The sequence below is a fragment of the Pseudomonas sp. R4-15 genome, from assembly GCF_055768815.1.
Genome location: NZ_CM147293.1, coordinates 1,318,296 through 1,331,378, shown reverse-complemented (window position 1 = coordinate 1,331,378; position 13,083 = coordinate 1,318,296). Strand labels below are relative to the sequence as shown.

Sequence of the window (13,083 nt, the reverse complement as noted above, 5' to 3'; positions counted from 1 at the left end):
GAATTCAGTCATTTCCGCTGCCGGAGAATCGCCTTGACCACCATCGTATCCGTCCGCCGTAACGGCAAAGTCGTCATGGGTGGCGACGGCCAGGTCTCGCTGGGCAACACCGTCATGAAGAGCAACGCGCGCAAGGTGCGCCGCCTCTACCACGGCCAGGTGCTGGCCGGGTTCGCGGGTGCCACGGCCGATGCCTTCACCCTCTTCGAGCGCTTCGAAGGCCAGTTGGAGAAACACCAGGGGCATCTGGTGCGCGCCGCCGTGGAGCTGGCCAAGGACTGGCGGACCGACCGTTCGCTGAGCCGCCTCGAAGCCATGCTCGCGGTCGCCAACAAGGATGCCTCGCTGATCATCACCGGCAACGGCGACGTGGTCGAGCCCGAACACGGGCTGATCGCCATGGGCTCCGGCGGCGGCTACGCCCAGGCCGCGGCCCTGGCTCTGCTGGAGAAAGGGGACGCGAACCTTTCCGCCCGCGAGATTGCCGAAACGGCACTGACCATCGCCGGCAGCATCTGCGTGTTCACCAACCAGACCCTGACCATCGAGGAACAGGACAGCGACGCCTGAGCGCCGTCCGTCCTCTGGAGATTTTCATGTCAATGACGCCCCGCGAGATCGTTCACGAACTCAACCGCCACATCATCGGTCAGGAAGACGCCAAGCGCGCCGTGGCCATCGCCCTGCGCAACCGCTGGCGGCGCATGCAACTGCCGGCGGAGCTGCGCCAGGAAGTGACGCCGAAGAACATCCTGATGATCGGCCCCACCGGCGTGGGCAAGACCGAGATCGCGCGGCGCCTGGCCAAGCTGGCGAATGCGCCCTTCCTCAAGGTCGAGGCGACCAAGTTCACCGAAGTCGGCTATGTCGGCCGTGACGTCGAGTCGATCATTCGCGACCTGGCGGATGCTGCGGTGAAGATGCTCCGCGAGCAGGAGGTGCAGAAGATGCGCCACCGCGCCGAGGACGCTGCCGAAGAACGCATCCTCGATGCCCTGCTGCCGCCAGCGCGTGCCGGCTTCAACGAAGACCCGGTTCCCGCCAGCGACTCCAACACCCGCCAACTGTTCCGCAAGCGCCTGCGCGAAGGGCAGTTGGATGACAAGGAAATCGATATCGAAGTCGCCGAGAATCCCGCCGGCGTCGAGATCATGGCCCCGCCCGGCATGGAGGAAATGACCAGCCAGTTGCAGAACCTCTTCTCCAACATGGGCAAGGGCAAGAAGAAAAGCCGCAAGCTCAAGGTCAAGGACGCGCTCAAGGCGATCCGCGACGAGGAAGCCGCGCGCCTGGTCAATGAAGAAGAACTCAAGGCCCGCGCCCTGGAAGCGGTGGAGCAGAACGGCATCGTCTTCATCGACGAGATCGACAAGGTCGCCAAGCGCGCCAATGCCGGTGGTGCCGACGTCTCCCGCGAGGGTGTACAGCGCGATCTGCTGCCGCTGATCGAGGGCAGCACGGTGAACACCAAGATCGGCATGGTGAAGACCGACCACATCCTGTTCATCGCCTCCGGTGCCTTCCACCTGTCCAAGCCCAGCGACCTGGTGCCGGAACTGCAGGGCCGCCTGCCGATCCGCGTCGAACTCAAGGCGCTGTCGCCCGAAGATTTCGAGCGCATCCTGAGCGAGCCTCACGCCAGCCTCACCGAGCAATACTGCGAACTGCTGAAGACCGAGGGGCTGGAGATCGACTTCGCCGAGGACGGCATCAAGCGCATCGCCGAGATCGCCTGGCAGGTCAACGAGAAGACCGAGAACATCGGTGCCCGTCGCCTGCACACCCTGCTCGAACGCCTGCTGGAGGAAGTCTCCTTCGCCGCCGGCGACCTGGCGGGCCAGGAAGACAGCAAGACGTTGCGCATCGACGCCGCCTACGTGAATCATCACCTCGGCGAGCTGGCGCAGGACGAAGACCTGTCCCGCTACATCCTCTGACCGCCCCGCAGCGGCCCACGGGCCGCTGCCCTGCTCCCGGACGACGATCACCATGCACATCCCGACCACCCTCAAGCTGCACAAGGCCTCGCGCACGCTGGAGCTGGGCTATGGCGAACAGCGTCATGTCCTCAGCGCCGAGTTCCTACGCGTGCATTCGCCCTCGGCGGAAGTGCAGGGGCATGGCAATCCGGTGCTGCAGTACGGCAAGCAGAAGGTCGCGCTGACCGGCATCGAGCCCGCCGGCAATTATGCGGTGAAGCTGACCTTCGACGACGGCCACGACAGCGGTCTGTACAGCTGGGACTACCTCTACCAGCTGTGCACTCGCCACGATGAGCTGTGGGCCGACTACCTGATGCAACTCGCCGCCGCCGGTCGCTCGCGCGATCCGGATGAGACGGTGGTGAAGTTGATGCTTTGAGCCGGAGCGCAGGCTAGCCGGGCCTTAGGAGGCCAGAGCATCGTAGGATGGGTTGAGCATGGCGATACCCATCAATCTCTGATCGTTGATCGCTTCTGATCGTTCCCACGCTCCTGCGTGGTACGCCTCCTAAGACGCCGAGGTAACGAACACAGAGCGCCCGGGGCTGCATTCCCAGGCGGCCGCAACTCCGGATTAGAGCAGACGCACCAGGCCTTCGGTGCCAAAGGACGCTTGTCGGCGCTTCTCGGGAACTCCCTGTTTCGCCCTCCTGGGCGACCCACTTTTGTCTGGGCAAAAGTGGGCAAAAACCCTGTCCCCGGCGATCCGGCCCCGCCCGCTCTCGCGGACGGGGTTCGTTCACTCCATCGCCGCTCCACAGGCCCGGCGTATACGGGCCATCCCTGGCCCGATGCGCCTTTCGCCGCCATCCAGGCGGCTCAACCTGCTACGCGACGACTCCGTTCACCCGGACCAACGGGGCGCTTCCGCGTCGCCCGCCAATAAGTAGGATGGGTTGAGCACAGCGATATCCATCACGCGGCCACGATGGGTATCGTCGCTACGCTCCTCGACCCATCCTACGGGGCCAGTGCCGAGTCAGAGCAACGCGGCCACCGATAACACGGCTTGCACCCGGGGCCCCTTCAGGAGGCCGAGTGGAGGTGTTGCGCAGGGGGATGCGAGGCAGGACGCCGAGCAAGGCGCGCCCCCGGAGCAGCGCCGGAGTGAGGGAACCCCAGCTGCGCAGCGGCTGGGGCCGGATGGTGGGGTCGCCTTCTCTTTGGTTACTTTCTCTTGGCGACCAAGAGAAAGTGACTCGCCGTGCAAGGCGAAACCTGGAGCCCCATCCGAGGAAAGCGCCACGCTCCCACACCCAAGCCAAAAACCACAAACACCAGTACCGGCGGCTGCGGCTGAGGCTGAGGCTGAGGCTGAGGCTGAGGCTGAGGCTGAGGCTGAGGCTGAGGCTGAGGCTGAGGCTGAGGCTGAGGCGCAGGATTAGAGCAAGTACGCCGGGCCTTCGCTGCCAAAGGACGATTGTCGGCGTTCCTCCGAGACTCAGGCCAGCGCCTTGTCCAGGCTGCGCTCGATCTTCTGCTCGATCATGCCCTTCATCGGCGTGAGCATCATCGCTAGCTTCAGCTCCACGGTAACCTTCGCGGCCTCGACCAGGATCTGCCCGTTGGCGCCGGCGTGGTTGAGCTTGAGGCTGTCACCCTCCCACTCAGAGGCAACGCCGAAGTCGCTGGAGAGCTTCTCGGCAATCATTTCCGCCTTGGCCCGGGCGGCCTCCAGGCCCAGCGAATGTTCTCGTTCGACGACGATGCGCGACATGCAGCTTTCCTATGCGGCAAGGATGGGATGCGCACTATAGCAGCGCTGCGACCTCTTGCCGCCCAGCCAAAGTCGGGCGCCCTGGCGAACGAAACGAACGCAGACGCCAGGCCGTTCTGGTTTAGAATGCCGCGACACTTTTCAGCCGGTGAAGCCAGATGACCGATATGCCCAAGGGCCCAGACAGCGAACCGACCACCCATTTCGGCTACCAGAACGTGCCGGAGAGCGAGAAGGCGCGCAAGGTGGCCGATGTGTTCCATTCGGTCGCAGCCAAGTACGACCTGATGAACGACGTGCTCTCCGGCGGCATGCATCGGTTGTGGAAGCGCTTCACCATCGAGCTTTCCGGGGTGCGCAGCGGCAATCGGGTACTGGATATCGCTGGCGGCACCGGCGATCTGGCTCGACAGTTCTCGCGCCTGGTCGGCCCCAGCGGTGAAGTCGTGCTGGCCGACATCAACGAATCCATGCTGCGCGTCGGGCGTGATCGCCTGCTCGACAAGGGCGTATCCGGCAACGTGCGCTTCGTCCAGGCCGACGCCGAGAAACTGCCCTTCCCGGACAACCACTTCGACGTCGTCACCATCGCCTTCGGCCTGCGCAACGTGACCCACAAGGAAGACGCCCTACGTTCCATGCTGCGCGTGCTCAAGCCGGGCGGACGCCTGCTCGTGCTGGAGTTCTCCAAGCCGCGCAATCCGCTGCTGGGCAAGCTCTACGACAGCTACTCGTTCAACTTCATGCCGCTGGCCGGCAAGCTGATCACCCAGGACGCCGAGAGCTATCGCTACCTGGCCGAATCGATCCGCATGCACCCGGACCAGGAAACCCTGAAGGCGATGATGATCGATGCCGGCTTCGAGCGCGTCACCTTCCACAACATGACCGGCGGCATCGTCGCCCTGCACCGCGGGATCAAGCCCTGATGCTCGGCCAGGCGCTGCTCGCCGGCATCGAGGCGAGCCTCAACCGGGCGCTGAAGCTGGATGCCACGGCCCTGCCACGCCTTGCACGACTGGCCGGCAAGGTGATCGAGGTGGACTGCAGCGCACCGGCCCTACGCCTGTTCCTGCTGCCCCAGGCCGACGGCCTGCGCCTGGCCGCACGCTGGGAGGCTCCCGCCGACTGCGTGCTGCAGGCGCCTGCGAGCACGCTGCTGCGGCTGCTCGCCAGCCGCGAGAAAAGCGCCGTACTGCACCGCGCGGACCTCACCCTGCTCGGCGACAGCAGCGTCCTGCATCAGCTCTCGGCGATCTTCGACGAGCTCGAACTGGACTGGGAATACGAACTCTCCCTGCACCTGGGCCCGGTCGCCGCGCACCTGCTCGGCAGCGGCCTGCGCCAGGGCGGCCAATGGGCCACCCAGAGTGGCGAGAGCCTGCGCCAGAACCTCGCCGACTATCTCGCCGAGGAAACCCGCCTGCTCGTCGGCCGGGAGGAAGCCGAGGCGCGGTTCGCGCAGCTCGACGCCCTGCGTCTCGAGCTCGACCGGTTAGAAGCACGCATCGACCGACTGATCCGCCACAAGGCTACGCAATGAAGCTGTTCGCCGCGCTCCGCCGCCTGCTGCGCATTCTCTTCGTGGTGATCCATTACCGTCTCGACGACCTGGTGCTGGAGCTGCCGCTGCCCTGGTGGCTGCGCGCCACCGGCTACCTGTTGCCTTGGCGCTGGCTGCCGCGGCGCCGCTCGAAGCTCTCCCGCGGTACGCGCCTGCGCCTGGCGCTGGAGCACCTCGGCCCGGTCTTCATCAAGTTCGGGCAGATCCTCTCCACTCGCCGCGACCTGCTCCCCGAGGACATCGCCCTGGAGCTTGCGCACCTGCAGGACAAGGTACCGCCCTTCCCGCCGGAAAAGGCGGTGGCCTTGATCGAATCCCAGCTCGGTGCGCCGATCGCCCAGTTGTTCGCACGCTTCGAGCAACGTCCACTGGCGTCCGCCTCGGTTGCCCAGGTGCATGCCGCGCAGTTGCACAGCGGTGAGGAAGTGGTGGTCAAGGTGGTGCGCCCCGGCCTCAAGCCGGTGATCGCCCAGGACATCGCCTGGCTGCTACTGCTCGCGCGCAGCGCGGAGCGCATCTCCAGCGAAGCGCGCCGACTGCATCCGGTGGAAGTGGTCCGCGATTACGAACGGACCATCTACGATGAGCTCGACCTGCTCCGCGAAGCCGCAAACTCCAGTCAGCTCAAGCGCAACTTCGAAGGCTCGCAACTGCTTTACGTGCCCCAGGTGCATTGGGATCTGTGCCGCCCCCGCGTGCTGGTGATGGAACGCATCTACGGCATTCCGGTAACCGACATGGCAGCCCTGGCCGACCAGCGCACCGACCTCAAGGCGCTCGCCGAGCGCGGCGTCGAGATCTTCTTCACCCAGGTCTTCCGCGATAGCTTCTTCCACGCCGACATGCACCCGGGCAACATCTTCGTCAGCACCCGCGAGCCGTGGAATCCGCAGTACATCGCCATCGACTGTGGCATCGTCGGCAGCCTCACGCCGCAGGACCAGGACTACCTCGCGCGCAACCTGGTCGCCTTCTTCAAGCGTGACTACCGCAAGGTCGCGCAACTGCACATCGACTCCGGCTGGGTGCCGAAGGAGACCAAGGTCAACGAGTTCGAGGCGGCCATCCGTACCGTCTGCGAGCCGATCTTCGAGCGCCCACTCAAGGACATCTCCTTCGGCCAACTGCTGCTGCGCCTGTTCCAGACCGCCCGGCGCTTCAACATGGAGATCCAGCCGCAGTTGGTGCTGCTGCAGAAGACCCTGCTGAACATCGAAGGACTTGGCCGCCAGTTGTACCCGGAGCTCGACCTGTGGAGCACCGCGCGCCCCTACCTGGAGCGCTGGATGCGCGAGCGCATGGGGCCACGCAAGCTGCTCGGCAACCTGCAGAGCCAGGTCGAGCAGATGCCGCACCTGGCGAACATGACCCGCGATCTGCTGGAGCGCCTGTCCCAGCCGCACCGCAACGATCCGCCGCCACCCTGGCGTAGCAATCGCGACGGCGCCGTGCTGCGCCTGATCGGCCTGGTGCTGCTCGCTGCGGCGGCCAGCCAGTTGCTGGTCCTCGAACAGCCACTGGCGCCAGCGGCCTGGAGCGGATGGGCGGCAGCCCTGGGCGGACTCTACTTGGTGATCCGCCGATAGCCAGTTTGCCCGCCGACTGGCAAACTGGACAAAGCGCCGCACCGGCGCAGACCGATGAAAGAGCCCTCGGGGCAAGAAGTAGTGATGAACGACTGGCTGCAAGAGATCAAGTGGGACAGCGATGGCCTGGTACCCGCCATCGCCCAGGACCACGCGAGCGGGCGCATCCTGATGATGGCCTGGATGAACCGCGAGGCACTGGCCCTGACCGCTGCCGAAGGCCGCGCCATCTATTGGTCACGTTCGCGTGGCAAACTGTGGCGCAAGGGCGAGGAGTCCGGCCATGTGCAGAAGCTCCACGAACTGCGCCTGGACTGCGACGCCGACGTGGTGGTGCTGCTGGTCGAACAGATCGGCGGCATTGCCTGCCACACCGGCCGGCAGAGCTGTTTCTATCGCGTCTATCGCGATGGTGCCTGGCACACTGTCGATCCGGTCCTGAAAGACCCGCAAGCCATCTACGAGCACAAGCATGAGTGATACCCTCGAGCGACTGGCCGAGGTACTGGAGGCCCGCAAGCAAGCGGCGCCGGACAGCTCCTATGTCGCCAGCCTCTACCACAAGGGTCTGAACAAGATCCTCGAGAAACTTGGCGAAGAGTCGGTGGAAACCATCATCGCCGCCAAGGACGCCGCCGTGAGCGGAGACAGCAAGGACCTGATCTACGAAACCGCCGACCTGTGGTTCCACAGCCTGGTCATGCTCGCCGCCCTCGGCCAGCACCCCCAGGCGGTACTGGACGAACTGGACCGGCGCTTCGGCCTGTCGGGGCACGCGGAAAAGGCAGCGCGCCCGAAATCCTGAACACCATCTATCTGGAGGACTCACCATGGGTCTCGGCGGCATCAGCATCTGGCAACTTCTCATCATCCTGCTCATCGTCGTCATGCTCTTCGGCACCAAGCGCCTGAAGGGACTGGGGTCGGACCTGGGCGACGCGATCAAGGGCTTTCGCAAGTCGATGAACACCGAAGAGGAAAAATCCTCGGTGGAAGACAAGACGCAGAATCACACCTACCAGGGTGAAGCGCACAAGGTCGAGGAACCGGCGCGCAAGGACTGATCCGTCCATCTTCCAGCAACGGGTGACGCATGTTCGACGTGGGCTTTACCGAGCTGCTGCTCACCGGCTTGATCGCACTGCTGGTGCTCGGTCCCGAGCGCCTGCCGGGCGCGGCGCGTACCGCCGGCCTGTGGATCGGTCGGCTCAAACGCAGCTTCAACACGATCAAGACCGAGGTCGAGCGCGAGATCGGCGCCGACGAGATACGCCGTCAGCTGCATAACGAGCGCATCCTCGACCTCGAGCGCGAAATGAACCGCAACGTACTGGAGCCACCCAAGCCCAAGTCGGCGGCCGACAGCGCGCCCCCGGACACTCCCGCCGCGGCGCAACCGCCAGCACAGGCCGACGCCCCGCCGCACCCCGTCGCCAGCGACAGTCAGGACAAGCCTTCGACACCATGAGCAAACCCCAGCAAGACGACCGGGAAATGCCGCTGGTCGCCCACCTGACCGAGCTGCGCTCGCGCCTGCTGCGCTGCGTGGTGGCGGTGCTGCTGATCTTCGGCGGCCTGTTCTACTTCTCCCAGGACATCTACGCCCTGGTCGCGGCGCCGCTGCGCCACTACCTGCCGCCGGGCGCGACCATGATCGCCACCGGCGTGGCCTCACCGTTCCTCACGCCGTTCAAGCTGACCATGATGGTGGCGCTGTTCATCGCCATGCCGGTGGTGCTGCATCAGATCTGGGGCTTCATCGCCCCCGGCCTGTACAAGCACGAGAAGCGCCTCGCCATCCCGCTGTTGATATCCAGCGTGCTGCTGTTCTATGGCGGCATGGCCTTCGCGTACTTCGTGGTGTTCCCGGTGATGTTCGGCTTCTTCGCCAGCGTCACGCCCGAAGGCGTGGCGATGATGACCGACATCGGCCAGTACCTCGACTTCGTGCTCACGCTGTTCCTCGCCTTCGGCGTGGCCTTCGAGATTCCCATCGCCACCATCCTGCTGATCTGGGTGGGTATCGTCGACGTCGCCGGACTGCGCAAGAGCCGCCCCTACGTCATCGTTGGCTGCTTCCTGGTCGGCATGGTGCTCACCCCGCCGGATGTCTTCTCGCAGACCCTGCTGGCGGTGCCGATGTGGATTCTCTTCGAATCCGGGGTGTTCTTCGGCTCGTTGATCTCCCGCCGCAGCAAGGACGAAGAGCCCGCCGCCAGCTCCGATGCGCAGCCGCCCGCACCGCGTTCGTGAACCTGCTGCTGCTCGAGCAGGATGACCTGCTGACCGAAGACCGCGCGCTGTTGCGCGGTCGCCGCCTGCGACATCTCCACGAAGTCCATCGCGCCGAGGCCGGCGACAGCCTGCGCGTAGGCCTGCTGGGCGGAGCCATGGGCAGCGCCAGACTGCTGCGCCTGCAGTCTGACGAAGCAGAACTGGCCCTGGAGCTGGACCAGCCGCCGCCGGCCAAGCTGCCGCTGACCCTGTTGCTCGCCCTGCCCCGGCCGAAGATGCTGCGCCGCGTGCTGCAGACGGTCTCCGCGATGGGCGTGCCGCGCCTGGTGCTGGTCAACAGCTACCGGGTGGAAAAGAGCTACTGGCAGACGCCCTTTCTCGAAGCCGAGGCGATCCGCGAGCAACTGCTCCTGGGACTGGAGCAGGCGCGCGACACGCGGCTGCCCGAGGTGAGCCTGGAGACCCGCTTCAAGCCCTTCGTCGAGGACCGCCTACCGGCCCTGGTCGCCGGCACCCAGGGCCTGGTCGGCCACCCCGGCGCCTATCCGCCCTGCCCGCGCGACGTGCGGGGCCCGGTGACCCTGGCGATCGGCCCCGAAGGCGGCTGGATTCCCTACGAGGTAGAGAAACTGCAGGCGGCGGGGCTTTCTCCGGTCCAGTTGGGCGAACGCATCCTGCGCGTGGAAACGGCGGTGCCGGCCCTGCTGGCGCGGCTGTTCTAGCGTCGGTCGTTGCGATCGCCTGAACGAAGCACAAAGCATTCTTCCTTTCGCCGTGGTCGTAGGTAGACTGGGACTGTCGCCCACCGGACGACAGCTCCACGGGAACAGGCCCACGTTCGCCAGAGAGGGAAGAGCCGATGCGCACGCTGACCATCGACATGCCCAGCCTGGCCCAGGCCATGGCCGATCCGTTGCACGACTACCTGCTGGACCTGCGCAACGGCCACCTGATCGCCATCGAGGCCGATGCGCCCGATGAGCACATCTACGGCGAGGCGGAAGACCTGCCCCAGCGCTATCTTCCCGTAGAGCCGCTGGGAGGTGCCGAACGCCTCGCCATGCGCGAATCCTTTCTCTTCGAACTGCAGCATCCCCATGCGCACCCGGTACTCGCCGCGGCACTGAGCACGCGCAAACCGCTGCGCACCTTCAGCTATGAGCTGGAGCAATTCCCCGAGGTCCGCGAAGCCTGGCGCGACTACGAAAGTCAGCAGATGCAGGAGTACGCACTGGCCTGGCTGCACGAGCAGGGCCTGGAGCCGGGCGAAGCACCCCGCGACTGGCGCGGCGTGCCGGAGGGCATTCGCCGGCGTCTGGAAAAAGGCCTGGAAGCGCGCTGAGCCGCTACGGCAAGGCGCGCAGCCCGGAGGGAACGCGGCCGGCCAGCTACAGCACCTGGCGCAGGAACGTCTGGGCGCGCGGGTCCCTGGGTTGGGCGAAGAACTCCGCCGGCGGCGCATCTTCGAGCAGCTTGCCGTGATCGAAGAACAACACGCGATCGGCAACTTCGCGGGCGAAGCCCATCTCGTGGGTCACGCAGACCATGGTCATGCCTTCTTCGGCGAGAGTCTTCATCACCTCCAGCACCTCGCCGACCATCTCCGGGTCGAGCGCCGAGGTCGGCTCGTCGAACAGCATCACCTTCGGGTCCATGCACAGGGCGCGGGCGATGGCCACGCGCTGCTGCTGGCCGCCGGAAAGCCGCGACGGATACTCGCCGGCCTTCTGCGCGATACCGACCTTTTCCAGCAACGCCCGCGCCTTGGCTTCACGCTCGGCACGGCCACGCTTGCGCACGACCTTCTGCGCCAGGCAGAGGTTTTCCAGCACGCTCATGTGCGGGAACAGGTTGAAGTGCTGGAACACCATGCCGACTTCGCGGCGGTAGGCGTTGATGTCGGTGCGCGGATCGGCCAGGTCGACGCCGTCGATCGCCACCGAACCCTCGTCGAACTCCTCCAGCCCATTCAGGCAGCGCAGGAAGGTCGACTTGCCGGAGCCGGACGGTCCGACCACGACCAGGACTTCGCCGCGCGCCACCTGGGTGGTCACCCCATCCACCGCGCGCACCTGCTGGCCACGCGCATCGAAGACCTTCACCAGGTCACGGACTTCAATCACTTTGCGCAAGCCTCCGTTCCAGGCGGTTGGCGATCTGCGACAGCGGCAGGTTGATCACCAGGTACAGCGCCGCGACACAGAACCAGATCTCGAAGGTCGAGAACGAGGTAGTAATCGCCTCGCGGCCGCTCTTGGTCAGTTCGGTGATGGCGATCACGGAGACCAACGAGGTGTCCTTGACCAGGCTGATGAACTGCCCGGCCAGCGGCGGCAGTACGCGCTTGAACGCCTGCGGCAGCACCACATAGCGCATCGCCTGGCCACCGTTGAGCCCTAGCGAGCGGGCCGCTTCGCTCTGCCCGCGGGCGATCGACTGCACGCCCGCACGGATGATCTCGGCGACGTAGGCGCCGGTGAACAACGCCAGCGCGGCGACCCCGGCGAACTCGCGGGAGAAGTTCAGCACGGTGCCAACGAAGAAATAGAAGATGAATATCTGCACCAGCAGCGGCGTGCCGCGCACCAGCTCGACGTAGACCGTCGACAGGTCACGCAGCGTCGGGTTGCGCGACAGCCGGCAGAGCCCGGCGGCCAGGCCGATCGCCAGCCCCAGGGCACCCGCGGAGACGGACAGCCAGAGCGTGGTCCAGAGTCCCCAGAGCAGCGGACCGGCGGCCCAGTGGCGCGTCACGCCGAGCACATCACCCTCGCTGACGTCGTCACCCTCGCTGACGCGCAGGCTGTCGCGCGCCACCTCGACCTGTTGTTCGCCACCGTTTTCCAGCGCCAGGCTGACCCGCACCCGCTCGCCGGCATCGAGCAGCTCGCGTACCTGGCCGTAGTCGGCGGCCCGCTGGGCATCCTCGGCGTGGTAGACGAAATACTGGGGGATGCGGTTCCAGCGCCACTCGTAGGAAATCCGCGAGGTCGACCAGCCAAGGGCGGCGATCAGGCCGACCAGCACGGCTACGGTGAGCAGGTGCCAGGGCCACTGGGGGCGTTTGTTTCGACTCACAGGCGAGACTCCGGGCCGGCAGAGCAGGCGCGGGTGGGCGCTAGCGCCCTGCCCGCGCAGGTGTCAGGCGGGGTTATTCCATGTCCTTGAGCCAGGCGGTGCTCTTGAACCACTTGGCGTACAGGCGATCGTAGGTGCCGTCGTGACGGATCTGGCCGAGGAAGTTGTTGATCCAGTTGAGGCTGTCGTAGTCGCCTTTCTTCAGGCCGAAGGCCAGCGGCTCGTAGGTGAACGGCTCGTCGAGGAACAGCAGCTTGCCGGCACCGGCCTTGTCCACCGCGACCACGTTGTAGGGCGCGTCGTAGACGAAGGCGTCGGCCTTGCCGTTGACCACGTCCATCACCGCTTCCTGCTCGTTGTCGAAGCCGGAGTACTTGGCCTGGGACATCAGCTTCTTGGCGACCATCTCACCGGTGGTGCCGATCTTCGAGGTGATGCGGTACTTGGCGTCGTTGAGGTCCTTGTACGACTTGACCTCGCCCGCCAGCTCCTTGCGGATCAGCAGGGTCTGGCCGACGACGATGAAGGGATCGGCGAAGTTGACCCGCAGGTTGCGCTCCTGGGTCAGGGTCATGCCGGAGCCGATCATGTCGAACTTGTCGGTGAGCAGAGCCGGGATGATGCCGTCGTAGCTGGTGGAGACGAGCTCCAGCTTGACCCCCATGGCCTTGGCCATGGCCTTGAGCAGGTCGACTTCGAAACCGATGATGTCGCCGCGCTTGTCGGTCATCTCGAACGGCATGTAGGTCGGGTCCATGCCGACGCGCAGGGTGCCGCGCTGGACGGCGTCGTCGATCATGCCGGCCTGGGCCACGCCACTGAGGGCGCAAACGGACAGCAGCAGGGAAGCGAACAGCTTTTTCATGGTTGCTCCGTGAGTGAGGATTGCAATGGGCGCCGCGCCCGATGCCCGGACGCAAA

General features: G+C 65.6%; 17 protein-coding genes. 13 read left to right on the top strand and 4 right to left on the bottom strand.

The window, feature by feature from the left end; all coding sequences use genetic code 11:
* Positions 1-33: 33 nt before the first annotated feature.
* The 3 genes from hslV to ACYRGX_RS06295 are packed head-to-tail and all read left to right on the top strand — an operon-like array spanning position 34 to position 2,361.
* Entirely contained in the window at positions 34-570 is a 537-nt protein-coding gene (hslV, locus tag ACYRGX_RS06305) for an ATP-dependent protease subunit HslV (protein ID WP_473055754.1), read from the top strand.
* Positions 571-596: 26 nt separating this feature from the next.
* Positions 597-1,937 (top strand): ATP-dependent protease ATPase subunit HslU, encoded by a 1,341-nt coding sequence (hslU, locus tag ACYRGX_RS06300; protein WP_473055753.1) that lies wholly within the window; start codon positions 597-599, stop codon positions 1,935-1,937.
* A gap of 52 nt (positions 1,938-1,989) precedes the next feature.
* Positions 1,990-2,361: a gamma-butyrobetaine hydroxylase family protein gene (locus ACYRGX_RS06295; protein WP_473055752.1), complete on the top strand. Its 372-nt coding sequence runs from the start codon at positions 1,990-1,992 to the stop codon at positions 2,359-2,361.
* A gap of 1,062 nt (positions 2,362-3,423) precedes the next feature.
* Here the strand turns inward: ACYRGX_RS06295 and ACYRGX_RS06290 are convergent.
* Positions 3,424-3,699 carry a polyhydroxyalkanoic acid system family protein gene (locus ACYRGX_RS06290; protein WP_473055751.1) on the bottom strand — a complete coding sequence of 92 codons (276 nt, stop codon included), beginning with the start codon at positions 3,697-3,699 and terminating at the stop codon, positions 3,424-3,426.
* A gap of 158 nt (positions 3,700-3,857) precedes the next feature.
* Between ACYRGX_RS06290 and ubiE the strand changes: the two genes are divergently transcribed.
* The 10 genes from ubiE to ACYRGX_RS06240 all read left to right on the top strand — a co-directional run bounded on the left by ubiE (position 3,858) and on the right by ACYRGX_RS06240 (position 10,426).
* The gene (gene ubiE, locus ACYRGX_RS06285; RefSeq protein WP_473055750.1) at positions 3,858-4,628 is read left to right on the top strand and encodes a bifunctional demethylmenaquinone methyltransferase/2-methoxy-6-polyprenyl-1,4-benzoquinol methylase UbiE; all 771 of its coding nucleotides are present in this window, start codon (positions 3,858-3,860) and stop codon (positions 4,626-4,628) included.
* The gene (locus tag ACYRGX_RS06280; protein WP_473055749.1) at positions 4,628-5,242 is read left to right on the top strand and encodes a ubiquinone biosynthesis accessory factor UbiJ; all 615 of its coding nucleotides are present in this window, start codon (positions 4,628-4,630) and stop codon (positions 5,240-5,242) included. The genes ubiE and ACYRGX_RS06280 overlap by 1 nt, the downstream gene beginning before the upstream one ends.
* Positions 5,239-6,849, top strand: a complete 1,611-nt coding sequence (gene ubiB, locus ACYRGX_RS06275; RefSeq protein ID WP_473055748.1) for a ubiquinone biosynthesis regulatory protein kinase UbiB — start codon at positions 5,239-5,241, stop codon at positions 6,847-6,849. Before ACYRGX_RS06280 ends, ubiB begins: the two co-directional genes overlap by 4 nt.
* A gap of 84 nt (positions 6,850-6,933) precedes the next feature.
* Positions 6,934-7,329 (top strand): phosphoribosyl-AMP cyclohydrolase, encoded by a 396-nt coding sequence (hisI, locus tag ACYRGX_RS06270; RefSeq protein WP_473055747.1) that lies wholly within the window; start codon positions 6,934-6,936, stop codon positions 7,327-7,329.
* Positions 7,322-7,654 carry a phosphoribosyl-ATP diphosphatase gene (locus ACYRGX_RS06265; protein WP_473055746.1) on the top strand — a complete coding sequence of 111 codons (333 nt, stop codon included), beginning with the start codon at positions 7,322-7,324 and terminating at the stop codon, positions 7,652-7,654. Before hisI ends, ACYRGX_RS06265 begins: the two co-directional genes overlap by 8 nt.
* Positions 7,655-7,679: 25 nt before the next feature.
* The gene (gene tatA / locus ACYRGX_RS06260) at positions 7,680-7,913 is read left to right on the top strand and encodes a twin-arginine translocase TatA/TatE family subunit (protein WP_473055745.1); all 234 of its coding nucleotides are present in this window, start codon (positions 7,680-7,682) and stop codon (positions 7,911-7,913) included.
* A 29-nt stretch (positions 7,914-7,942) separates the two neighbouring features.
* A complete protein-coding gene (gene tatB / locus ACYRGX_RS06255; protein WP_473055744.1) occupies positions 7,943-8,317 on the top strand; it encodes a Sec-independent protein translocase protein TatB in 375 nt (124 codons plus the stop codon).
* Positions 8,314-9,102 carry a twin-arginine translocase subunit TatC gene (tatC, locus tag ACYRGX_RS06250; protein ID WP_473055743.1) on the top strand — a complete coding sequence of 263 codons (789 nt, stop codon included), beginning with the start codon at positions 8,314-8,316 and terminating at the stop codon, positions 9,100-9,102. Before tatB ends, tatC begins: the two co-directional genes overlap by 4 nt.
* Positions 9,099-9,806, top strand: coding sequence for a 16S rRNA (uracil(1498)-N(3))-methyltransferase (locus ACYRGX_RS06245; protein ID WP_473055742.1), 708 nt, complete (start codon positions 9,099-9,101; stop codon positions 9,804-9,806). Before tatC ends, ACYRGX_RS06245 begins: the two co-directional genes overlap by 4 nt.
* A gap of 137 nt (positions 9,807-9,943) precedes the next feature.
* On the top strand, positions 9,944-10,426 hold the full coding sequence (locus ACYRGX_RS06240) for a UPF0158 family protein (RefSeq protein ID WP_473055741.1): 483 nt from the start codon (positions 9,944-9,946) through the stop codon (positions 10,424-10,426).
* A 46-nt stretch (positions 10,427-10,472) separates the two neighbouring features.
* On the opposite strand, the gene ACYRGX_RS06235 is transcribed toward ACYRGX_RS06240, so the two are convergent.
* The 3 genes from ACYRGX_RS06235 to ACYRGX_RS06225 all read right to left on the bottom strand — a co-directional run bounded on the left by ACYRGX_RS06235 (position 10,473) and on the right by ACYRGX_RS06225 (position 13,027).
* Positions 10,473-11,207, bottom strand: coding sequence for an amino acid ABC transporter ATP-binding protein (locus tag ACYRGX_RS06235; protein ID WP_473056642.1), 735 nt, complete (start codon positions 11,205-11,207; stop codon positions 10,473-10,475).
* The gene (locus ACYRGX_RS06230; protein ID WP_473055740.1) at positions 11,200-12,162 is read right to left on the bottom strand and encodes an amino acid ABC transporter permease; all 963 of its coding nucleotides are present in this window, start codon (positions 12,160-12,162) and stop codon (positions 11,200-11,202) included. The genes ACYRGX_RS06235 and ACYRGX_RS06230 overlap by 8 nt, the downstream gene beginning before the upstream one ends.
* Positions 12,163-12,235: 73 nt before the next feature.
* Complete coding sequence (locus ACYRGX_RS06225; protein ID WP_473055739.1) at positions 12,236-13,027, bottom strand: transporter substrate-binding domain-containing protein; 792 nt, start codon at positions 13,025-13,027, stop codon at positions 12,236-12,238.
* Between the last annotated feature and the right edge of the window lie 56 nt (positions 13,028-13,083).